Origin of the sequence: Amycolatopsis mediterranei, from assembly GCF_026017845.1 — a bacterium.
Lineage (GTDB): Bacteria > Actinomycetota > Actinomycetes > Mycobacteriales > Pseudonocardiaceae > Amycolatopsis > Amycolatopsis mediterranei.
Genome location: NZ_CP100416.1, coordinates 2,207,343 through 2,229,207, shown reverse-complemented (window position 1 = coordinate 2,229,207; position 21,865 = coordinate 2,207,343). Strand labels below are relative to the sequence as shown.

Sequence of the window (21,865 nt, the reverse complement as noted above, 5' to 3'; positions counted from 1 at the left end):
TGCGTGGATCCTCGAACTCGAGCGCGGGGCGGGCCGAAGCGCCCGCCCCGCGCTCGCGATCAAGTACCGGGATCCGGGATCACGTGAGGCCGGGCCTCGCTCGTTCGGTCAGCCCGCCCGAACAGCCGGCGCTTATCACGTTTGCCGGGGTCGAAGAACGCCTCGATCTCCCGAGCCTCGCCTTCCGGGAGCCAACTCGCCGAGTACGACGTGCCGTACCAGTCGATCTCCCCTCCGGAGAGTTCGGCGATGGTGTCGTAGTCATCCGGGTCGGTGCGGTCGCTGTAGTACCACGTGTCCCCGGCGCCGGCTCGCAGAAACTCCAGGGTGAAAGCCGGCGCGGATCCGGGTTCCGTGGTCTCGGCTGTGACGAACAGGTACCCGCAGTCGCGGCCATCTCGGCGCATCGACGCCACGCGCCCGTCGAACTCCCACATCGGCTTCTCCGGACCTTTCACGCGCTCACCACCACCGTCGGTGGTCGACATGGTAGTTGTTCTTCCACTTGCCTTTGTCGGTAGCACGCCACTGGAAGTTCGACTGGTACTTGCCGAGCTTCTTCTTGTAACTCGGCGGACGGTACTGCCGCAGTTTGTTCTTCGACAAAAGGAACTTGCCACCTGGGCCGACCCGGGTGGCTCCCCGGCCGACCCAGACCCGTCCCGCGATCCTCGAGGTGACACGCCAGGCGCGGATCCCGCCGGCCATCCCTTTGCTCGCCGCAGCGGTACGAACGATCTTCGCCGCCTTGAAACCGATCTTCGCGGCGAAGCCCACTGCAGCGACACCCGCGGCGATGTACTTGGTGGCACCGGCGGTCAGTGCCGACGCGGCGAACTGCGCGGCGGCCGCCCAGTTGCCCTGGATGACGTTTCCGACCGCGGCGACCCCACTGGCCACGGCACCGATCGGACCGGGAACCCAGGAAACCACCTCGGCAACCTTCGTGACCGCGGAAACGATGGAACTGAACCAGGAGTTGCCGTCCAGGTCCATCGCGTTGACCGGGTCACCGGCGGCGTAGTCGTAGTCGTTCGCAGAACCGCCGTCCACCGGATCGACGGAGAGGAAGCGGCCGAGCAGCGGACTGTAGGGGCGCGCTCCCATCTGCACGATCGAGAGCCCGCCGGCGTGCTCGTAACCACGCTGGTACTGCCCGAGCCAGCCGTAGTCCAGCGAACCCGGCGAGTTGTCGGGCACGTTCTGCGAGTCGACCGCCCCGTTCGACCGCAACGGCTGCCCGAACGGGTCGAACGTCCGCAGCTCGCCGACCTGGTGCCCGGACGCGTCGGTCGTCATCACCAGATCACCGCGAACCGACGGGTGGTCGTACGAGCTCCCCGAAGCACCCATCGCGGTGAAGTGCACACCACCGGGCAAGGACAGCGACAACGAGGTGAGCCGGCTGTCGGCGCTCAAGGTGAGGTCCGGCGTGTCGCCGTCCCCGGTGAAGCCGTACCGAACGACGGTGTTGTTGTCGCAGTCACGCGGGTCGCGGCGGGTGATCCGGTTCGTCGCGTCGCGGGAGTAGGACACATCGGCGACGAGCGCGGGGACCGGCCCACGGGTGCTGACCCCGATGTTGCGGTCGGAACCGTCCCAGCGCAGCGCTGTCGTAGTCCCGTCGACAGCCTTCCAGCTCGTGGTGTTGCCATCGGTGTCATAGGCGAACTCCGACAGCACCGTCGCACCTTCGGTGGCGAGAAGCCGGTCGGCGGCGTCGTAGCAGTATCGGGTTTCGGCGGTGCCCGCAGCGGTCTGGTCCAGCAGCCGCATCCGGTTCGTGTTGAGACCCGCGTCGGCCTGCGTGCCGGTGGGGCAGGTCGCCGAAGCCGGTGACGTGTAGTCGTAGGTGTAGTGGTGACCGGTGACGTAGGCCTCGGTGAGCCGTCCCGCGGTGTCGTAGCCGTAGTTCGAGCCGTCCGGCCTGGCGTCCACCCCACCCAGCGACTCGTCGGTGACGGTGCCGGCGGCGGTACGGGCCACCTGCGACACGACGTCCTTGCCGTCAGCCGTTCGCCAGCCGAGAGCCAGGAGGCGCGCCGCGTTGTCCTTGGTGATCGAGGTCAATGCCGTGCCGTTGCCGTACGTGACGGAGGACAGTTCGCCCGCACCGTCGAAGCCCACGGTGGCGAGCACGACGCCATCCAGCTTTTCCGTGGTGACCCGGCCCGCGTCGTCGTAGCCGAACGAGATCGTCCGAGCGGCATCCGCGGTGGACGGCGGGGTCAGCGTCGAGCTCAGCGTCCGCCCGGCTTGGTCAAAGGCGGTGGTGGTGCGAACCCCGTTGACGTCGGTGTAGGCAACGACCCGGCCGAGCAGGTCCACCGTGGTGGTCACGGTGCCGTTCTCGTCGGAGACGGAACTCGTGAGCGGGTCACCGCCGACCGCGTAGTCGTGCGTCACGGTTCGTGCCGGTGCGTCGGCGCTCGCGGGCACCGTCTCGCGCAGCGGCCGGTCGCGGGCGTCGTAGACCGTGCAGGTCCAGGCACCACCGGTCGATTCGGCGACCACCCGGCCGGACGCGTCGTAGACCTGCTCGTCCACTCGTGCCGGACCCGACGCCGGCGTGGGCGAGGTCGTCAGCTTCGGCAGTCCGCCCTGGTTCACGGCGGCGGTCCCGGGCGCGCAGGGATTGACCCGCGACTCGGTGTCGCCGTAGTAGCTGTAACCGGTCTTGGCGCCGGTGGCCTTGGTCTTGGCCGTCTTGCGCAGGTAGCCGGTGCCTGGCGGTTCATAGGAGACCGCGCCGGTGATGTTCGCGCCGGACGGGGCAGCCTGGCCGGACGTGGCCAAGCCGTAAGCCGGGTCGAGGCCGTTCTCACCGAAGCGCGTGACCGCGTTCTTGTCCGAGACCCCGCCCGATTCCGAGGCGGTCGTCGACGTCTTCAGGCCGTACCGGGGCTTGAGCTGGGTGCCGGGAACGGGCTGTTGCACGCCGGTGGGCGTGGTCCAATGCAGCTCTAATTGCGCTGTCAGGTCGAACTCGTAGTAGTCGACGCGGATGCGTTTCGCCTGTCCCGCGCTGTCGCTGTGGACGACGCCCTGGCGCCAGGCCGGAGTGGTGTTGCGCCAGTCGTCGATGACGATCTGGTCGTCGACCCAGACCCGGACCCCATCGTCGGCGAGCACGCGGAGGGTGTAGTCGCCGGCGGCCGGGAAGACGATGTCACCGCTTGCCCGGAGACCGAAGTGATCGGCGGGAACAGCAGCGTTCGGGGCGTCGGTGTTCCAGTTCTTGACGAACGTCCCGTCCGCGGTGCCGAGGCCCGTGCTGTAGGTCTTCGGCAGGCCCGAAAGCTGATCGTTGCCGAACCACGAAACAGCCAGTCCGTTGATGCCCTCGTCGTAACCGCTGTGGCCGTGTGACATCCCGCCGGGGCACGAACCACTGGGCAGCTGCCCGGAGAAGCACGACGCCGGCGCCGGTCCGTACGAGTCGACCGGGCGGTCCGCGTAGTCGTAGACCGTCGTCGATTTGCGCCCGGCCGGGTCGGTGGTCGAGAGAGCGAGGTCCTTCGGGGACCATTCCTGCGAAGTGGTCCGGCCGGCGGCGTCCGTGGTCGACGTGGTGCGGTCAGCGTCGTCGTAGGTGACCTTCGAGAAGAACCCGGCCGCCGGGTTCAGGCCGGCGATGTCGGTGAACGTCTGGCGATTGGCGGGGTCGTAGCGATAGGCGCGGCTGGGCCTCACCTGCCCGAGGGCCGGAACGGCGGAGACGACCGAGGTGGCCTTCGGCTTGGCGGTGGTGTCGTAACCGACTGTGTGAGTCAGGTCGCCTTCGCCGGCTTTGCGGTTCCCGGGATCTGCGGCGATCCAGTCGTTGGCGACGCTGTCCCGCATGCCCGCCAGCAGACCCTGCGTGTTGTAGCCGTAGTCCGTGATCTCCGAGCCCGGGTCCTCGATCCGGCCGAGCTGGTTCCCCCCGACGTACCAGAGGCGCGTTTCGGTGCCGTCCCAGTAGCTGATCCGGCAGAGCATCTGTGAGGGCGGCAAAGCCTGCGCGCCGCTCGGCGGCGTAGCTCCGCCGTAGCAGTCGTCGCCTGCGCGGTTGTAGTGGAGCACCTGCGAGCGCTGGGAAACGGGGTCCTTGATCTCCCGCAGCCGAGAAGGCACACCGTCGTAGATGTACTGCAATGCAGCGGGCTTGCGTGCGTCGGCACTCGACGACTGGCTCTCCAGCTTGCCGTCGGCTCGGAAGACGAACACGTCACCGCTGTCCGTCAACGTGACCTTGCCGCCGGCATCGACACCGAGCACGCCGTCCTCGTCGGCCGGCGGTGCGTAGCCACCGACGCTCTTCTTCGTCCAGGTGTGCTTCGCACCACTCGCGTCGGTCAAGACGACGTTTTGGTCGGTGACCTTGGCCTCGGTGTAGCTCGAACCCTCGCCGTCCAGGTCCGCCGACAGCGTCCAGCCCTGCGGAAGCACCGGCAGATCCGAGGTGAACAACCAGTCCGCCGGGACGATCTGCGGGGCGACGGTGGTGTTGTCGGAAGTGCGGACGAACAACCGCATCTTCGCCGCACCCGTCGCCTCGGCGTTCTCCACCTTGATCGGGACGCGTTGCCCCGCGGTCAGCGAAACATTGGTGGACTGGGTCCAGTTCAGGTCACTCGCGTTGTTGACCTCGTAGACCTTGGCGCCGTTGATCCACACGGTGCCGCCGTCGTCGTGTACCCCGGCGAACTGGTAGGTGCCGGTGACGGGGGCCTGGAAGAAGCCTTCCCAGCGGGCGACGAACCAGTCCGCGGGCAACGCCGGAGCGAACGGCGAGTCGGTGCCCCAGTCGACGTTGACCTGCGGCTCCGGTCGCACCAGCACCGGCTGCTGCGCATCGTTGATGATCCCGTTGTGCGACAGATCGGCGAAGTAGGACGCCTTGAGGCCCTTGTTCTCCACCTGCTGCGAGTTGTACGTCAGGGTCAGACCCGCGTTCCCAGCCACCGTGGTGAACGTGGGCAAGGACTGCGACGTCGTCACGTTGCCATTGGCGAGGTTGACCTCGACCGGCCCGGCGTCGTCCACGGGCGATGGACCGTGGTCACCGATGCGCTGGTCGATCTTGAGGTGGCCGATCCAGGTCGGGGTGATCGTGGTGGCGCCGCTGTAGGTCATCGCCTGCCAGGTGTAGGCGACACCGTCCTGCAAGACCCCCGCCGGCACCGTCCACGTCGGCGTCGTCAGGCAACCGGACTCGACCACCACACCGGACTTGCCGTCGGCGCCGGTGGCGATCCGGAAGCAGTACTTCACGGCGTCGCCGTCCGGGTCGGTCACCGGGGCGACCGACAGCGTCGGCGTCACAGAAGTCGACACCGTCCCATCGGCGGGTGCGACGAGCGTCGTGGCCGGCGCCGGCGTGCCGGTGTCGACGGTGAGGGTGGCGTTGAGGTTCTTGTACGTCCACGTGCCCGGGTTCTCGGCACCGATCAGCATGAACGACACGTTGACGTCGCGGGCATTCACCCGGCCGCGCAGGAAGTCCGTGAACGCCTGGCTGGAGAACGAGCCGACGTCGCCGACCAAGGCGCCGGTCAGGAACGGGCCGACACCGTTGAAGTCGTTGTTCGACGCGTGATACAGGCTGGTGTTCCAGGTCTTGACCGACCCGACCACGCTGGTGTTGCGGGTGACGTCCATGGTCGCGCCGACCACCGTCTTGCCCCACAACGGCGAATAGTCGAAGTGCGCGACCGACCGGTTGTAGGTGTCGCCGTTGGCCTGGCTGTTGCCGACCCGCAGCCCGCAGTTGGTGCAGTTGGTGCCGTCGGAGCGGTAGGCGAAGGAGTACTGCACCCCGAACGTCACCGTCGGGTCCACGCTCACCGGATACACCCGCTTGGGGTCACGCAGCCAGTTCGGGTCGACCGCGACGGTCAGCCACCAGTCGTTGCCGGCCTTGTCGAGGGTGTAGGTGCCGCCGGTCATCGCCGGAGCCGTCACCCCGCCACCCGCGGAGTCCCAGGTCTCGATCGGCGGCAGCACGAACTGCGCCGCACCCGCCTGGTCGGCCAGGGTGACCGAGCCGTTCTCCTCCAGCTTCGGCGTCAGATCACCGGTGCTGAGCTTGAACTTCCACGACGAGCGCCCGTCGGCCGGGGGCCGCTTGAGCTTGATGGTCTCCTTGACCGCGCCCGGGGTGACCTCGTAGTCCAGGTCCGTGCCGGCGGCGACCTCGGGGTAGGTGACCGAATCACCCTTCACCGCCGCCGATGCCGGGGCAGCCTGGTCGAGCGCCAGACCGGCGGCGTGACCGGCGGACTCGACCCGCAACACCGCCGCGTCGTTGGCTTTGGTCGCCAGCGACGGGCTCAGCGGGTGATTGTCCGCGTCGGCGCGCTTGGTCGCGGGATCGGTTTCGAGGGTGGTCTGGACCGGCTGCCACTGACCGTGCTCGTCCTGGACGTTCAACGGCTGGTCCGACTGCCGCACCGAATGCGTGCCATCGACGTTGACGTACTCGGTGGTGAACATCGACCGCGACACCGGCCTCGACCGCTGCGGATCGAAGTGCGTGCCCGCGCCGCCGTCGCGGCGGCTCTGAGCGGCGAAATCCGCCTTCGACGGCGCCTGCGGCGCGACAGGCGCCGGTGGGGCCGAGGGCAGCAACCCGACATCGCGCGGGTCGATCGGCTTCGGCGCTTCGGCCAGCCGCTGCGGAGCCGCGATCGCTTCAGCACTACCGACGAGCAGGGTCATCGTCAAGACGAGCACGAGTGCTCTAACCCAGCGGACCAGATGGACAGGACGCGACAACGGCAGCACGACCGGTTCCTCCCCCGGCGACCCGGCATCTCGCCGCGGCCGCCCCCAATGGCCCGCGGAGCACAACTGCCGACGCGGGATGAAGCCGAGCCCTCCGCGCACGTCGTACCCGGCTGGCCCGGGGGTCGGGAATTCTCGTCCCTCACCCGCCTCCTGCATCGGCGGAACCTCACACCGTCGTTACACCGTCGAGTGAGATGAAACACACAGTTGCCGATCGATCACCGATCGGGTAAAAGTGCAGGTCACCGCCGTACGCAGACGAAAGTTCGCCGGATACGATCGCCCAGGCCCCGCTGTCGCCGGACTCGCGCCCAACCACCGAGGTCCGGCGAAGCTTCCGCGTCAGCTCGGCGTCGCGCCGACCGCGGCCATGTCTGGCTTCTGTTCACCTCCCACGCCGCCGAACTGTGGCTGCAGAGCGCGAACGGCATCAGTCGGGTCCCCGCGGTGACGTTCTGCACGATTGCGCTCGCCTGCGCTCACCACGGCCGCACGATCGGCGCGTACGCCGGCTGCTGCGCTGGGCTGTCCGAGCTTCGGTGCCGCGTTGCCGATCTGGTTCCTGATCGGCTTCATCACATGGCTGCGCAAGGAATCCTGGCTCCACGTCGTCGCCCCCGCCGCAGCCGGCGCGGTCATCCTCTCGCGACCTGCTGGCTCACCAAGCCCGCCGGAACGCAGTCCGGGGCGACGGCCGCCTCGACCCTGACTGGCGGCTTTCCGTCGCCGCGCCCGGCGGCCTGTGGTCGGTCATTGCCGTCATCGCGGGTAGTCCGACCATCGCTCTGCTCGTCCTGCTGCTGCGCAGGACGAGCAGCAGCAGTCGGCTGCGAGGGATGCGGGATGGGCGGGCGTGGCCTGCAACGTCGGACTGATCAGCCGTTACGTGCTGATCGCGCGGCCGCCACGACCGCACTGAGCGTACTGCTTTGCACCGTCCACAGTGGTCACAACACTACCTCGTCGTGGCGGTTGTCTCGCTGTCCTTGATTGCACACGCCATCGATGGAGACAAGGCCAACCAGGTGCGCCGCAGCCATACGCCGCTGAGCCTGTCCGCGATCGCTCTCCGCGTCGACGCACTCCCGGCTCTGGAGGCAATGTTCCAGCGCGCCGCCGCCCCCGCGGCTCGCGCGTTTCAGGCCTACCCGTTCATCGCTGACCAGACCGGCACGGTCACCGGCGGCGGCATCACCGGCCTGCCGCTCACCGCTGGGCAAGCCACGGCAGGCTCGACGAACGAATTAGTTTGGTGCTCGCCGTCCAGGGCGAACCCCTCTACCGGAGCGGCTGAACCGCTGGTCAGCGATCAAGCCAGGGAGCGAGCAGCTTCTCCAGATCAGCGTCCGAAAGCGCCCGCGGTCCACCATGGAACTCATGCCACCGCGAAGCGTCACACGCCGCGGTGTACTCGACCTCGAACGCCCGCATCAGCACGTACATGAACGTCACCGAGCTGAACCGCTCACCCAGCAACGTCCGCGCCTCCCGAGCCACCTGGGTCGCGCCGCGGAAATCCGCCAGCTTCAACGATTCCGCAGCCGGGTCCAACAGGCTGGGCGCATACATCACGACGATTTCTCCATAACCGAAACGAAAAAACTCAGCCTTCAGCGGCCAGCTGGCCACAGGCCGCGGCAATCTCCTGGCCGCGCGTGTCACGCACCGTGCACGCTACTCCCCCGGCGTTCACCAGCCGCACGAACTCCCGCTCCACCGGCTTCGGCGACGCATCCCACTTCGAACCCGGCGTCGGATTCAACGGAATCACGTTGACGTGCACCAGCTGACCCAAGTGCTTCCGCAACCGCTTCGCCAGCAACTCCGCCCGCCACGGCTGATCGTTGATGTCCCGGATCAACGCATACTCAATAGACACCCGCCGCCCGGACGTGTCCGCGTAGTACCGGGCAGCCGACAGCACCTCGTCCACCGACCACCGCTCGTTCACCGGGACCAAGGTGTCCCGCAGCTCGTCATCCGGCGTGTGCAACGACACCGCCAGCCGCACCTGCATCTTCTCGTCCGCCAGCTTCCGGATCGCCGGCGCGAGACCCACCGTCGACACCGTCACCGAACGCTGCCCGATCCCCAGGCCACCGGGCGCGGGATCCGTGATCCGCCGGACCGCGGCCACCACACGCTTGTAGTTGGCGAGCGGCTCGCCCATCCCCATGAAGACGATGTTCGACAGCCGGCCCGGACCACCCGGCATCGCGCCGTCGCGCATGACCGCCGCCGCCGAGCGGACCTGGTCGACGATCTCCGCCGTCGACAAGTTCCGGTCGAGGCCGCCCTGGCCGGTCGCGCAGAACGGGCACGCCATGCCGCAGCCCGCCTGGCTCGAGATGCACAGCGTCGCGCGGTCCGGGTAGCGCATCAGGACGCTCTCCAGGAGCGTGCCGTCGTGGGCGCGCCACAGCGTCTTGCGCGTCGCGCCGTCGTCGGCCGCCAGCGCGCGGACCTCGGTCAGCAGCGTCGGCATCAGGTCGGCGACCAGCCGTTGCCGGGACGCCGCCGGGATGTCCGTCATCTCCTCCGGGTCCACCGTCAGCCGGGAGAAGTAGTGGTTCGACAGCTGCTTCGCGCGGAACGGTTTCTCCCCCAGCTCGGCGACCGCGGCCGCGCGCTCGGACACCGACAGGTCGGCGAGGTGGCGCGGCGGCAGGCCGCGCTTGGGCGCGTCGAAGACGAGGGGAAGGGCAGTCATAACCGGACCAGTGTCCCACGCGCCCACCGGCACCGCCCGCACCACCCCGGCCCGGTGTACTCCCGGTCACGGACCGCCCCCGGTCGGTGGAGCCGCGCCACCCGGAGGGATGATCGACGACGTGAAAACCGGCGTCCGACGAAAGAGGTGAGCGCGTGTCCTTCCGGCACCTCGTCCTGGCTGTCGCGGTCATCCTGAGCGCTGCCGCCTGCAGCACCCCGGCCGACGGCCCGCCCGCGCCGAGCACGCCGAGCGGGCCGCGCGCCACCGTGGGGTCCTTGCACCTGACCCTGCCGGCCGGCGCGACCTACACCGAGCACAGCCCGGACGGCCTGCTGGACGGCTGCATCAGCGAAGGCGCCGTGGCCTGCGAAGCGCGGGTCGTGAACCTGCGCAAGCCGGACGCCGGCACGCCGATCAACCTCCCGAGCACGAAGCGGCCCTTCGGCTGGTACACCGGCACGGACCTGCCGACCTGCATCACCCCCGCGTCGCCGCCCGGCAAGGCCACGGAGGCCACCGGCAGCACCCTCCTCGACTCCGGCTTCGCGCCGATCGGCCCCAAGAACGCCGAGTACGGCCGCTGGAAGGTCACCTGCGAGAACTCGGCGCAGAACAACCAGGTCCGGATGTGGTGGCTGCCGACCAGCCGGATCCTGGTCGTCCAGTACGGGTCCTTCCCCGGCTGGGACGCCAAGATGGACGCCATGCTCGGCGGCGCCACCTTCAGCTGACGGCGTCGAGCGCGGCCCGGATGATCGCGTCCGTGTCGATGCCGTGGTAGCGGTAGACGTCCTCGAGCGACCCCGACTGCCCGAAACCCGTGACGCCGAGAGCGACCGACGGCACCCGGTTGATCCCGGCCAGGAACGCCAGCGTGTGCGGGTGGCCGTCGAGCACGGTGACCAGCGGCTTCGCCCGCGAAGCCGGGAACACCCGGTCGAGGATCCACGACTCGGCGCTCCCCCGGCCGGACCGGGCCTGGAGCGCCTCGAACAGCAGGCCCGGACTGGTCACGCACACGACGTCGGCCTCGACGCCGACCTGGGCCAGCCGCTCGGCCGCCGCCAGGGTGTCCGGCACCAGCGCGCCCATCGCCGCCAGCGTGACCGCCGGTGAAGCCGCACGCCGCAGCAGGTACGCGCCCGCCACGACCTGCCGGCGACGGCGTTCGCGGGCGGCCGGGTCGGTGGGCACCGCGGCGAGCGTCTGGTCGACCGGACGCGTCGAGAGCCGGAAGTACGACGACGTGCCGCCCGGCTTGCCGAGCCGGCCGAGCGCGGCCAGCAGGGTCCACTCGGTGTCGATCGCGAACGCCGGTTCGTAGCTGACGCAGCCGGGCTGCTCGATCCCGATCGACGGCGTGGTGATCGACTGGTGCGCGCCGCCTTCCGGCGCGAGCGTGACCCCCGACGGCGTCCCGATCAGGATCGACTGCCCACCCGCGTAGATGCCGAACGACCACGGCTCGAGCGCGCGCTCGACGAACGGGTCGTACATGACGCCGATGGGCAGCAGCGGCTCGCCCCACCGGCTCCAGGTCGCGCCGAGCTCGCCCAGCAGGCCCACCAGGTTCGTCTCGGCGATGCCCAGCTCGACGTGCTGGCCGGTCGGCTTCTCCCGCCAGTGCATGATCGTCTCGGGGTCGTCCTCGAACCAGTCGCGGCGCTCGGTGGCCGACCAGACGCCGACCTTGTTGACCCAGCCGCCGAGGTTGGTCGTCGAGCTGACGTCGGGGCTGACCGTCACCACGCGCTTCGCCGCTTCGGGCGCTTCGCGCGTCAGGTCGAGCAGCACGCGGCCCAGCGCGGCCTGCGTCGTCGCGGTGCCTGACGGCGTACGTCCGATGTCGACGGGCAGTTCCAGCGAAGGCACCGAAGGAACGTCCGGACGGCGAAGGCGCGAAGCGACCTCAGCGCACAACGCGCCTTCGGGCGACCCGTCAGCGAAGCGCTCCCACGGCGAAGCGAGGTCCGTGCCCAGAGCCGACGCCAGCTCTTCCATCTGCGCCACGGTCAGCAGCGAGGAGTGGTTCTGCGGGTGCCCCTGCGTGGGAAGACCGCGTCCCTTGACGGTGTAGCAGAAGATCACCGTCGGCCGATCGTCCGCAACGGACGCGAAGACCTCGTCGAGCGAGCCGAGGTCGTGCCCGCCGAGGTTGCGGATGGCGGCCAGCAGCGTCTCGTCGTCGAGCGACGCGACCAGCGCGGAGAGAGCCGGATTGCCCGCGGGCAGCCGGTCGCGCAGCTGCGCGGCGTCGCAGCGCAGCAGCCGCTGGTACTCGGGGTTCGGCATCCCGTCGATGCGGGCGCGCAGCTCGGCGCCGCCGGGCCGGGTGAACAGCTCCTCCAGCAGCCGCCCGTACTTCAGCGCCAGGACCTGCCAGCCGGCGGCGTCGAACATGCCCTGCAGCCGCCCGGCCGCGATGTTCGGGACGACCCGGTCGAGGGACTGGCGGTTGAGGTCGACGATCCAGACGATCTCGCCCAGTTCGGCGACCGCCGGGTCGAGGATGGCCTCCCAGATCGCGCCTTCGTCGAGCTCGGCGTCGCCGACCAGCGAGTACTGGCGGCCGGTGCCCGCCGACGAGCCCCGGGTCGTCAGGTAGCGGCGGGCCAGCGCGCCCCAGATCGGGGCGGTCGCGCCGATGCCGACCGAGCCGGTCGAGTAGTCCACCGGGTCGGGGTCCTTGGCGCGGCTCGGGTAGCTCTGCAGGCCGCCGAACTCGCGCAGCGTCGGCAGGTAGGCCTCGTCGAGCTCGCCGAGGAGGTAATTGATCGCGTGGAGCACCGGCGACGCGTGCGGCTTCACCGAGACGCGGTCTTCGGGACGCAGGTGCCGGAACCACAGCGACGTCATGATCGAGACCAGCGACGCGCACGACGCCTGGTGGCCGCCGACCTTGAGCCCGGACGGATTCGGGCGGACCCGGTTGGCCTGGTGCACGATCGCGGTGGCGAGCCACAGCACCCGCTGCTCGATCGCGGTGAGCGCCGGGGCGGTCACGGGGGCATGGGTCATCGTCGACACCTTTCGTGCAGGAAGCGCCCCTCAGAACACCACCGGTGGACGCATCGCACAACCGATGCCGCTCCAGGTGCGCATTATGCCCACCGGATCCCGAGGGCTCGGGTCTCCGGCTGCGCAGAATGCCCGCGCTCGAGCTCAGCCGAGGTACTTCTTCAGGTCGTCGAGGACCTTCATCGCCCCGATCGGGCCGAGACCGAGGAACCACACCTCGTCGGCCACCGGGATCGCGTGCTGCGCCTTGACCGCGCCGAGGCCGGCCCACAGCCCGCTGCTCGTGACGGCCTTCTCGTCCGCGCTCGGGCCGGCGCCGTAGCTGGAGTAGAAGATCCAGTCGGCGTCGGCCTCGTCGATGCGCTCCTTGGAGATCTGGGCGGCGAGTTCGTCGATGTTCTGGTGCGCCGGCCGCGCGAGCCCGACGTCCTCGAGGATGACGCCGATGAAGGAGAGGTTGCCGTAGAGGCGGATGTTGCCGGACAGGAACCGCAGCAGCGAGATCTTCGGCGCGCCCTTGACCGCGGCCTTCACCTCGTTCGCCCGCTTCTGGTAGTCGTTCAGCAGCCCGACCGCCTTCGTCTCGTCACCGAGCGAAGCCCCGACCAGCAGCAGGTTCTCCTTCCACGGGAACCCGGGCCGGATGCCGAACACCGTCGGCGCGATCTTCCGACAGCTGCGGGCGCGCAGCTTGCTGCCGACGATCAGATCCGGCGTCAGCGCCGCGATCCGCTCGAGGTCGAGGTTGTTGATGTCCCCGACCGCCGGGATGCCCTTGACGCGGTCGGCGAGGTAGGACGGCACGCCGCTCTGCCCGGCCGTGGTCGCCATGCCGACCGGGGTGACGCCGAGCGCGAGGACGTCGTCGAGCTCGCCGCTGTCGAGCACGACGACCCGCGTGGGCTTCTTGTCGAGCTTGGTCTTGCCGAGCGCGTGGGTCACCGTGCGCGGGAAGACGCCCGGACCGACGTCCGTGCCGAGCTTCGCCGTTTCGCTGTCCGCGGTGGAGAACAGCCGTCCGCCGGTGGCGACGTCCTGGTCGCCGACGCCGGAGCTGCTGGGCTTCGACGGCTGGCCGCAGGCGGCGAGGAGCGTGACCGCCGCGAGGGCGGTGGTCAGTCGGGTCCGCTTAGGACGCAGCGGGGGTTCCTTCTTCTCGGGGGTCGGCCCGTCGCCGGCCGATCGGGACGACCAGGGGCGTGGCGGAGACCGGGTCCTCGATGACCCGGCAGGGCAGGCCGAAGACGTCGGCGACGAGCTCGGCGGTGAGGATGTCGGCGGGCGCGCCGGACAGCTCGTCGACCGGGCGGGCGGCCGGCTCGACGGTGCCGGTCGCGAGCATCGCCTTCGCCACCGCTTCGTCGTCTTCGGCGCTCCAGCGGCGGAAGACGCCCTGGTGCGGGTAGCGGCCGCGGCCGACGAGGTCGGCGACGGTGATGCCCTCGGGCGCGGCCGGCGACTGCGGCAGCAGGCAGAGCACCGTGGCCACGTCCTTGCTGCGCCACGTCGTGATGCCCTTGCCGTCGAGGTAGACCGCACCTTTCGTGGGAGTCAGCAGCCGCGCGAGGCCGCGCAGGAGCGTCGACTTCCCGCAGGCGTTGGTGCCGACGATCATGGTGACCTTGCCGGGCGGGATCCGGACGGAGAGGTCCTTGACCACGCGTAGCGGCCCGTAGCCGAGTTCGAGGTTCTCGGTGTGCAGTGTCACGGCGTTCCTCACACTCGCCCGGCGCGGTTGGCCGTGGCCAGTAGCCACCGCAGGTACGGGGCGCCGACGGCGCCGGTGACAACCCCGACCGGCAGCTGTTCGCCGAGCAGGTGCTGGGCCACGAAGTCACCCAGCAGCACGACGAGCGCGCCGGTCAGCGCCGCGGGAAGCAGTCCCGGGCGAGCGCCGCCGACGAGCCGCGTCGTGATCGGGTTGGCCACGAAGGCGACGAACGCGACCGGCCCGGCGGCGGCGGTCGCGAAGGCGGCGAGCGCCACGGCGACCAGCAGCAAGGCCAGGCGGCTGCGTTCGACGCTGAGGCCGAGCCCCGCCGCGGTGTCGTCGCCGAGCTGCAGGCCGGCGAGTGCCCGGCTCCGGAGCAGCGCCGCGGGCAGCAGGACGGCGAGCGCGGCCGACAGCGGGAGGACGTGGTCCCAGCTCCGGCCGTTTGAGGTTGCCGGTCAGCCAGACCAGGGCCTGCTGGGCGAGGATGACGTCGGCCCAGGTCATCAGGTACGACACGACGCTCGTCAGCACCGGCGAGCGGCACCGGGAAGTCGCCCACGGCCAGGGAAACCGCGAAGACGACCACGATCGCCGTCAGCAGCACCAGCGTCACCGCGCAGGCCCGGACGGCGCCGCGCCGGCGCGCGGCGGCGACCACCTCGACGGCACTCACACCGCCACGACCTTCCGGCGGCGCACCAGGAAGACGAACACCGGTGCGCCGACGAGCGCGGTGACGATCCCGACCTGCACCTCGGCCGGGCGCGCGACCACGCGGCCGACGACGTCGGAGACCAGCAGGAGCAGCGGCGCGAGCAAGGCCGAGTACGGGAGCAGCCACCGGTGGTCGGGCCCGGTGATCAAGCGGGCGGCGTGCGGGACGGTCAGCCCGACGAAGGCGATCGGCCCGGCGATCGCCGTGGCCGAACCGCAAAGCACGACGACAGCGAGCGCGCACACCAGCCGCGCCACCGGCACGTTCTGGCCGAGCGAGCGGGCCACGTCTTCGCCGAGCGCGAGCGCGTTGAGCTGGCGCGCGGCCACCAGCGCGAGGAGCACGCCCGCCACGACGAACGGCACGGCCTGGGTGATCGTCACGGCGTCGCGGCCGGTCAGCGAGCCGACCTGCCAGAACCGGTACTGGTCGAACGTCGTCTGGTCGGTGAGCAGCAGCCCGGCCGTCAGCGGGAGCGAGCGGGTCCGCACAGGTCCTTACCTTCGCTAACAGGCGGTTAGGCGCCTAATCCAGGTGGCCGGATCTTGCCGCCTCAAGTTCCGTGAGCGAGCTCACCGGCAGCGGGTTGCGAACCGACTGTTTCCGATATATCGTGAACGTGTCGCAACAGTTCGAGAAAGGAACAAGACATGCGTAGGCACCAACACCCCTTCGCCCACGAACGTGGGCGCGCACCTTTCGGGCCCTTCGGTGGTTTCGGCGAGTTCCCCCCGGGCTTCGGCCCCGGTGGACGCGGTCGCGGCCACGGTCCGGGCCGGCGGGGTCACGGCGGACGGCGCAGCCGCCGCGGTGACGTCCGCGCCGCGATCCTGGCGCTGCTCGCCGAGCAGCCCCGGCACGGCTACGAGATCATCCGCGAGATCGGCGAGCGCTCCGGCGGCTTCTGGCGGCCCAGCCCCGGCTCGGTCTACCCGACGCTGCAGCTGCTGGCCGACGAAGGCCTGGTGATCAGCAAGGACGAGCACGGCAAGAAGCTGTTCGAGCTGACCGACGCCGGCCGCGCCGCCGCGGAGCAGCAGGACAGCACCCCGCCGTGGGAGCAGATCGCGCAGGACGTCGACCCGACCGAGGTCGGGCTGGCGAAGGCGGGCAAGAACCTGGCCGCCGCCGTCGTGCAGATCATGCGCGCGGGCACCGAGAGCCAGCAGGCCCGCGCGGCCGAGGTCCTCAACGACGCCCGGCGCTCGCTCTACGGCATCCTCGGCGAAGACGACGAGGAATCCGCTTCCGGTGAAGAAGCAGCCGAGTGACCTGGCAGGACGAGGCCGGTGGGCTTGACCCGCGTGTGGACGCGGTAGCCCACCGGCAGCGTCAGGTCCTGCGGGCGATTCCCGTTACGCTGCAAGGACTCCGCGATCGCCTGTTCGGCGACCGGCCGGCTGAACTCGATCTTCAGCACGGCTTCGAGGTCCGCGGCGGTGGCAAACCGCCATTCGGTCGTGACGCGGCGGCAGCCGAACCCGGCCCGGGCGAAGAACCGTTCCACGGCGCCCGGGTCGTAGTGCGGTAGGTCGGCGCGCATCCAGCGGCCGTAGGGCTCGCTGGTGACGTCCAAGTCGACGATCAGCAGCGCGCCACCCGGCCGCAGCACCCGCTCGGCCTCCGCCAGTCCGGGCTCGCACCCGGGCCCGAAGAAGTACGCCGTTCGCGCGTGCACGACGTCGACGCTCGCGCTGCGGACCGGCAGCCGCTGGGCCCGGCCCATCCGGACGTCCACGTTCGACAGTCCCTCGACGCGCTTCAGCGCGCTTCGCACCAACGGCTCGTGAGGCTCCACTCCGAGCACCGATCGCGCGTCACGAGCGAAGCACGGCAAGTGAAACCCGTCACCGCAGCCGACGTCCAGCACGTCCCGGCCGGTCCAGTCGTGCTCCTCCCGCAGCACCCGCCAGATCTCGCCGCCGCTGTCCTGCGCGTGGTTCTCCAGCTCGTAATCGGCCTGGTAGTACCAGATGTTGGGGCTCGGCACGACCTCCGCGCGCCGCGACGACCACCGCACCCCGCTGCTCCTTCCGGGTCCTCGTCGCCGGGCCGTGTTCTCACGGTGGCGGATTCTTGGCGGAAAACTCACGGATCGCGCCTAGAATCCGGTGGGTATCGGGAGGAGCACCCATGGCAATCGGCCCGTCCAGTACCCCGTCCCCGGTCCCGGCCGGAATTCCGTGCTGGATCGAGCTGGCCTGCCGTGAGCAGGCCGTGGCGGAAAGATTCTACGGCGCCCTCTTCGGCTGGGAGTACACCACTCAGCGGGATCCGGCGACGTCCGACGGCCGGTACGCCATCGCGGCGCTCAACACCGTCCCGGTCGGCGGGCTCTACCGCGCGTCCCAGGGCGCGCCGCTGGGGTGGATGCCGCACATCTCCGTGCCCCACACCGCGAGCGCGGCCGAGTGGGTGGAGCACCTCGGCGGGCGGATCACGCTCGGGCCGGTGGCGATCCCGGACCGCGGCACGATCATGCACGCCATCGACGCGTGCGGCGCGCCGGTCGTGTTCTGGGAGGTCCCGCCGAACTGGGAGTTCGTCACCGGGATCCCGAACACCTTCAGCGGCGCGGACCTCAACACCCACGACGGCGTCGCGGCGGATCACTTCTACACCAAGCTGTTCACCTACGGCAGCCATCAGATCGGCGACGGCGAGGTGCTCGACTACGTCGAATGGCTCATCGAGCACGAGCCGGTGCTCTACCGGTACGTGATGGGTTCGGAGTACAGCCTCGACACCCCGCCGCACTGGCTCGTGTACTTCGACATCGACCCGGCCCGCGGCGTCGACGCGGTCGCGGGCGAGGCGCTCATGCACGGCGGCACGGTGGTGATCCAGCCCTACGACACCCCGTTCGGCCGGATGTCGATCCTCGCCGACCCCGAGGGCGCGGTCTTCGCGGTGATCGACCACTCCCGCGTCACCGAAGGCTGGGGCCGCGCGGAGGTCGACGACCCCTACGACGACTAGACCGGCACGAACGCCGAAAGCAGCAGCCAGGACACGACGGCCGACGGCAGCAGCGAGTCGAGGCGGTCCATGATCCCGCCGTGCCCGGGCAGCAGCGTGCCCATGTCCTTGACGCCGAGGTCGCGCTTGATCAGCGACTCGACGAGGTCGCCCAGGGTCGCGGTCAGCACGATGGCGACGCCGAAGATCACGCCCTGCCAGACGTGGCCGTCGAGCAGCAGGCTGAGCGTCAGCGCTCCGGCCACGACGCCGCCGATCACCGAACCCGCGAAGCCTTCCCAGGTCTTCTTCGGGCTGATGGTGGGCGCCATCGGGTGCTTGCCGCCGAGCACGCCGGCGATATAGCCACCGGTGTCCGAGGCGACGACGCCGATCAGGAAGGTGAGGACCCGCCCGACGCCGTTCGACGGCGGCACGAGCATCGCCGCGAACGCGCCGAAGAGCGGCAGGTACGCGGCGGCGAAGGTGGATGCGCTGATATCGCGCAGGTAGCCCTTCGCCCCGCCGGGCAGCCGCCACAGCAGGCAGGCGAGCACGGTGAGGACGAACGCGGTGAGCGCGCCCTCCCGGCCGAACGGCCAGGCGAGCCAGATCATCGCCTGCCCGCCGACGAGCACCGGGATCATCGCGACCCGGACGTCGGCGACCCGGCGCAGCACCCCGGCGAATTCGAAGGTGCCGACCGCGATCGCGATCGCGATGATCCCGATGAACAGGTAGCGAACGGTGAGCAGGGAAACGATGATCGCGGCGCCGAGCAGCAGCGCAACCCCGATGGCCGCGGGCAGGTTCCGGCCGGCCTTGGAGGCCTTGGAGGCTTTTTCGGCCTCCGCCGCCGGTTCCGCGGCCGCGCCATCGGCCGCGGAGGTCTCCGCCGCCGCACCAGCTCCCGTGCGCTTGGCTGAGGAAGTTTGGCCCGCGTCGGTTTCCGCCCCCGCACCGGCCGCCACTCCGTTGGTCGAGGAAGCTTCGCCTGCGGCGATCTCCGCCCCCGCACCGGGCGCCATCGCGCTGGCCGAGGAAGTTTCGGCCGCGGCCGTTTCCGCCCCCGCACCAGCCGCCACCCCGTTGGCCGACGAAGCTTCGCCCGCAGCGGCCTCTGCCCCGGCACCGGCCCCGGTGCGCTTGGCCGAGGAAGCTTCGGTCGCGACGGTTTCCGCCCCCGCACCAGCCGCCACCCCGTTGGCCGAGGGAGGTTCGGCCGCAGCAGTCCCGGCGGCCGACAACCGGGCCGCTTCGCCGATGCCCGAGGCCTCCGGCGCGACCGGCGTCCCCGCTGTCCGGCCGGTTTCCGAGGTCGCCGAAGCCTCGCCCGGAGAAACCGGCGTCCCGGGGGTTCCCGGGAACTCCGGCGTGGCCGGGGTGTCGGCGTCGTCCGGCTCCGGCGTCCCGGGCGCGGCCGCCGCGTGTGCTCCGGTGGCGTCCACCCGGTCCTCGCGTTCCTCGCTCACCTGTGCCATCAGACCTCGAGCAGCTCGGCTTCCTTGTGCTTGACCAGCTCGTCGACCTTGTGCACGTAGGTGTCGGTCAGGTTCTGCAGTTCCTTCTCCGCGCGCGCGACGTCGTCCTCACCGGCTTCGCCGTCCTTGGCGATGCGGTCGAGCTCGTCCTTGGCCTTGCGGCGGATGCTGCGGATCGAGACGCGGGCGTCCTCGCCCTTGCCCTTGGCGACCTTCACCATCTCCTTGCGCCGCTCCTCGGTGAGCTGCGGGATGACGATGCGGATGACCTGGCCGTCGTTGCTCGGGTTGACCCCGAGGTCCGACTCCCGGATCGCCTTCTCGATCGCGTTGAGCTGCGACTGGTCGTACGGCTTGATGAGCGCCATCCGGGCTTCCGGCACGTTCACGCTGGCCAGCTGGTTCAGCGGGGTCGGCGAGCCGTAGTACTCGACGACGATCCGCGAGAACATCGCCGACGAAGCCCGGCCGGTGCGAACCGACTGCAGCTCGTCCTTGGCGACGGACACCGCTTTTTCCATCTTCTCCTCGGCATCGAGGAGGGTCTCGTCGATCACGGTCACTCCCGTAGTTGTGATGGGTGGCGCTTGCTGATCCCAGCAGGTCTAGGCCGGCACCCCGGCAGTGGGGGTGCTGACCAACGTGCCGATTCTTTCACCACTCACCGCGCGGGCGATGTTCCCCTCGGTGAGCAGGTTGAACACGATGATCGGCATGTTGTTGTCCATGCAGAGGCTGAACGCCGTCGCGTCGGCGACCTTGAGGTCCCGCTCCAGCACCTCGCGGTGGGTGATCTCGCGGAACATCTCGGCGGTGGGGTCGGCCTTCGGGTCCGCGGTGTAGACGCCGTCGACGGCCTTCGCCATCAGCACGGCTTCGCAGCCCAGCTCGAGCGCCCGCTGCGCGGCCGCGGTGTCGGTGGAGAAGTACGGCATGCCGACCCCGGCGCCGAAGATCACGACGCGGCCCTTCTCCAGGTGCCGCTCGGCGCGGCGCGGGATGTAGGGCTCGGCGACCTGGCCCATCGTGATGGCGGTCTGCACGCGGGTGGGCAGGCCCTCCTTCTCCAGGAAGTCCTGCAGCGCCAGGCAGTTCATCACGGTGCCCAGCATCGCCATGTAGTCGGCGCGGTCGCGGTCCATACCGCGCTGCGACAGCTCCGCGCCCCGGAAGTAGTTGCCGCCGCCGATCACCACCGCGACCTGGACACCGGTGCGGGCGACGTCGGCGATCTGCTGCGCGACCGAGTGGACGACGTCCGGATCGACGCCGATCGAACCACCGCCGAACATCTCGCCGCCCAGTTTCAGCAGCACCCGCCGGTAGCCACCTTCGACCCGGTCACCCATCTATGTCGCCTCCTACGCCCCTCGACCGCTGTGAATTCCTCTGGACCCGACAGTGCCCCGTCCCCGATGGACGGAGACGGGGCACTGTGGGGGTAGAACCTACGCCCTGGCCTGACGTCAGGCCTGGCCGACCTCGAAGCGCGCGAACTTGGTCAGCGTCACGCCGGCCGCGTCGAGCAGGGCCTTGACGGTCTTCTTGTTGTCCTTGACCGACGGCTGCTCGAGCAGGACGTTGTCCTTGTAGTAAGCGTTGACCTTGCCCTCGATGATCTTCGGCATGGCCTGCTCCGGCTTGCCTTCCTCGCGGGCGGTCTGCTCGGCGATGCGGCGCTCGTTCTCGACGATCTCGGCCGGCACCTCGTCGCGGGTCAGGTACTTCGCGCGCAGCGCGGCGACCTGCATGGCGGCACCACGGGCGGCCTCGGCGTCGTCACCGGTGAACTCGACGAGCACGCCGACGGCCGGCGGCAGGTCGGAGCCGCGGCGGTGCAGGTAGGTCGCGGTCTGGCCCTCGAAGGCCACGACGCGGCGCAGCTCGAGCTTCTCGCCGATGCGGGCCGAGAGCTCCTGCACGACCTCGTTGACGGTCTTGCCGTCGAGCTCGGCACCCTTCAGCGCCTCGACGTCGGAGGTCTTGACGGTCTTCGCGACCTCGACGATCTTCGCGGCGAGCGCCTGGAAGTCGGCGTTCTTCGCGACGAAGTCGGTCTCGGAGTCGAGCTCGATGAGGACGCCGCCCTCGCCGGTGACGAGGCCCTCGGCGGTGGCGCGCTCGGCGCGCTTGCCGACGTCCTTGGCACCCTTGATGCGGAGGAACTCGACGGCCTTGTCGAAGTCGCCGCCGTTCTCCTCGAGGGCCTTCTTGCAGTCCATCATGCCGGCGCCGGTCATCTCGCGCAGGCGCTTCACGTCAGCGGCGGTGTAGTTCGCCATTCTGGTAAATCCGTCCTTTGCAGGAAATCTGTGGGTTGCTACGCCCGTGGGGGGGGGGCCCGGGGGGGGGGGGGGGCCCCGCGGGGCGGGTCGGCGGGGGGGGGGGGGCGGCGCCGGGGGGGGGCGCGGGGCGCGGGCGCCGGCGGGCGGGGGGGCGGCGCGGGGGGGGGGGGGGCGGGGCCGAGCGCGGGGGGGGGGGGTGGGGCGAAATAG

The 21,865-nt window shown here is 70.1% G+C and carries 18 protein-coding genes; 3 read left to right on the top strand and 15 right to left on the bottom strand.

What is annotated here, in order from left to right:
- Window positions 1-59: 59 nt before the first annotated feature.
- The 5 genes from ISP_RS10615 to rlmN form a co-directional block, all read right to left on the bottom strand.
- Window positions 60-488: a hypothetical protein gene (locus ISP_RS10615; RefSeq protein ID WP_013223879.1), complete on the bottom strand. Its 429-nt coding sequence runs from the start codon at window positions 486-488 to the stop codon at window positions 60-62.
- Window positions 463-6,768: a PA14 domain-containing protein gene (locus ISP_RS10610; protein ID WP_230468753.1), complete on the bottom strand. Its 6,306-nt coding sequence runs from the start codon at window positions 6,766-6,768 to the stop codon at window positions 463-465. The genes ISP_RS10615 and ISP_RS10610 overlap by 26 nt, the downstream gene beginning before the upstream one ends.
- Before the next feature lie 345 nt (window positions 6,769-7,113).
- Window positions 7,114-7,410, bottom strand: a complete 297-nt coding sequence (locus ISP_RS10605) for a hypothetical protein (RefSeq protein WP_155258924.1) — start codon at window positions 7,408-7,410, stop codon at window positions 7,114-7,116.
- A gap of 663 nt (window positions 7,411-8,073) precedes the next feature.
- Window positions 8,074-8,340: a hypothetical protein gene (locus ISP_RS10600; RefSeq protein ID WP_176742187.1), complete on the bottom strand. Its 267-nt coding sequence runs from the start codon at window positions 8,338-8,340 to the stop codon at window positions 8,074-8,076.
- A 34-nt stretch (window positions 8,341-8,374) separates the two neighbouring features.
- Window positions 8,375-9,481, bottom strand: a complete 1,107-nt coding sequence (gene rlmN, locus ISP_RS10595; RefSeq protein WP_013223876.1) for a dual-specificity RNA methyltransferase RlmN — start codon at window positions 9,479-9,481, stop codon at window positions 8,375-8,377.
- A gap of 155 nt (window positions 9,482-9,636) precedes the next feature.
- On the opposite strand from rlmN, the gene ISP_RS10590 reads away from it, so the two are divergent.
- Entirely contained in the window at window positions 9,637-10,215 is a 579-nt protein-coding gene (locus ISP_RS10590; RefSeq protein ID WP_013223875.1) for a hypothetical protein, read from the top strand.
- Here ISP_RS10590 and ISP_RS10585 read toward each other — a convergent pair.
- From ISP_RS10585 to ISP_RS10565, 5 genes are all read right to left on the bottom strand, one after another.
- Window positions 10,208-12,502 carry a transketolase-like TK C-terminal-containing protein gene (locus ISP_RS10585; RefSeq protein WP_230468752.1) on the bottom strand — a complete coding sequence of 765 codons (2,295 nt, stop codon included), beginning with the start codon at window positions 12,500-12,502 and terminating at the stop codon, window positions 10,208-10,210. The genes ISP_RS10590 and ISP_RS10585 overlap by 8 nt on opposite strands.
- Window positions 12,503-12,646: 144 nt before the next feature.
- Window positions 12,647-13,444, bottom strand: coding sequence for an ABC transporter substrate-binding protein (locus tag ISP_RS10580; RefSeq protein ID WP_013223873.1), 798 nt, complete (start codon window positions 13,442-13,444; stop codon window positions 12,647-12,649).
- Window positions 13,445-13,631: 187 nt separating this feature from the next.
- The gene (locus tag ISP_RS10575; RefSeq protein WP_013223872.1) at window positions 13,632-14,210 is read right to left on the bottom strand and encodes an ABC transporter ATP-binding protein; all 579 of its coding nucleotides are present in this window, start codon (window positions 14,208-14,210) and stop codon (window positions 13,632-13,634) included.
- 8 nt (window positions 14,211-14,218) lie between these two features.
- On the bottom strand, window positions 14,219-14,605 hold the full coding sequence (locus ISP_RS10570; RefSeq protein WP_230468929.1) for an iron chelate uptake ABC transporter family permease subunit: 387 nt from the start codon (window positions 14,603-14,605) through the stop codon (window positions 14,219-14,221).
- 280 nt (window positions 14,606-14,885) lie between these two features.
- On the bottom strand, window positions 14,886-15,422 hold the full coding sequence (locus ISP_RS10565; RefSeq protein WP_013223870.1) for a FecCD family ABC transporter permease: 537 nt from the start codon (window positions 15,420-15,422) through the stop codon (window positions 14,886-14,888).
- A gap of 159 nt (window positions 15,423-15,581) precedes the next feature.
- Between ISP_RS10565 and ISP_RS10560 the strand changes: the two genes are divergently transcribed.
- On the top strand, window positions 15,582-16,202 hold the full coding sequence (locus ISP_RS10560) for a PadR family transcriptional regulator (RefSeq protein WP_013223869.1): 621 nt from the start codon (window positions 15,582-15,584) through the stop codon (window positions 16,200-16,202).
- Here ISP_RS10560 and ISP_RS10555 read toward each other — a convergent pair.
- Window positions 16,142-16,951, bottom strand: a complete 810-nt coding sequence (locus tag ISP_RS10555) for a class I SAM-dependent methyltransferase (RefSeq protein WP_013223868.1) — start codon at window positions 16,949-16,951, stop codon at window positions 16,142-16,144. The two genes, ISP_RS10560 and ISP_RS10555, sit on opposite strands and share 61 nt — an antisense overlap.
- Window positions 16,952-17,064: 113 nt before the next feature.
- Here ISP_RS10555 and ISP_RS10550 point away from each other — a divergent pair, with 113 nt between their 5' ends.
- Complete coding sequence (locus ISP_RS10550) at window positions 17,065-17,910, top strand: VOC family protein (RefSeq protein ID WP_013223867.1); 846 nt, start codon at window positions 17,065-17,067, stop codon at window positions 17,908-17,910.
- Here the strand turns inward: ISP_RS10550 and ISP_RS10545 are convergent.
- From ISP_RS10545 to tsf, 4 genes are all read right to left on the bottom strand, one after another.
- Window positions 17,907-18,893 (bottom strand): phosphatidate cytidylyltransferase, encoded by a 987-nt coding sequence (locus ISP_RS10545; RefSeq protein WP_378251299.1) that lies wholly within the window; start codon window positions 18,891-18,893, stop codon window positions 17,907-17,909. The genes ISP_RS10550 and ISP_RS10545 overlap by 4 nt on opposite strands.
- 476 nt (window positions 18,894-19,369) lie before the next feature.
- The gene (frr, locus tag ISP_RS10540) at window positions 19,370-19,927 is read right to left on the bottom strand and encodes a ribosome recycling factor (protein ID WP_037374197.1); all 558 of its coding nucleotides are present in this window, start codon (window positions 19,925-19,927) and stop codon (window positions 19,370-19,372) included.
- Window positions 19,928-19,975: 48 nt separating this feature from the next.
- Window positions 19,976-20,719, bottom strand: coding sequence for a UMP kinase (gene pyrH, locus ISP_RS10535; protein WP_013223864.1), 744 nt, complete (start codon window positions 20,717-20,719; stop codon window positions 19,976-19,978).
- A 117-nt stretch (window positions 20,720-20,836) separates the two neighbouring features.
- Window positions 20,837-21,652 (bottom strand): translation elongation factor Ts, encoded by an 816-nt coding sequence (gene tsf / locus ISP_RS10530; protein WP_013223863.1) that lies wholly within the window; start codon window positions 21,650-21,652, stop codon window positions 20,837-20,839.
- Window positions 21,653-21,865 lie beyond the last annotated feature (213 nt).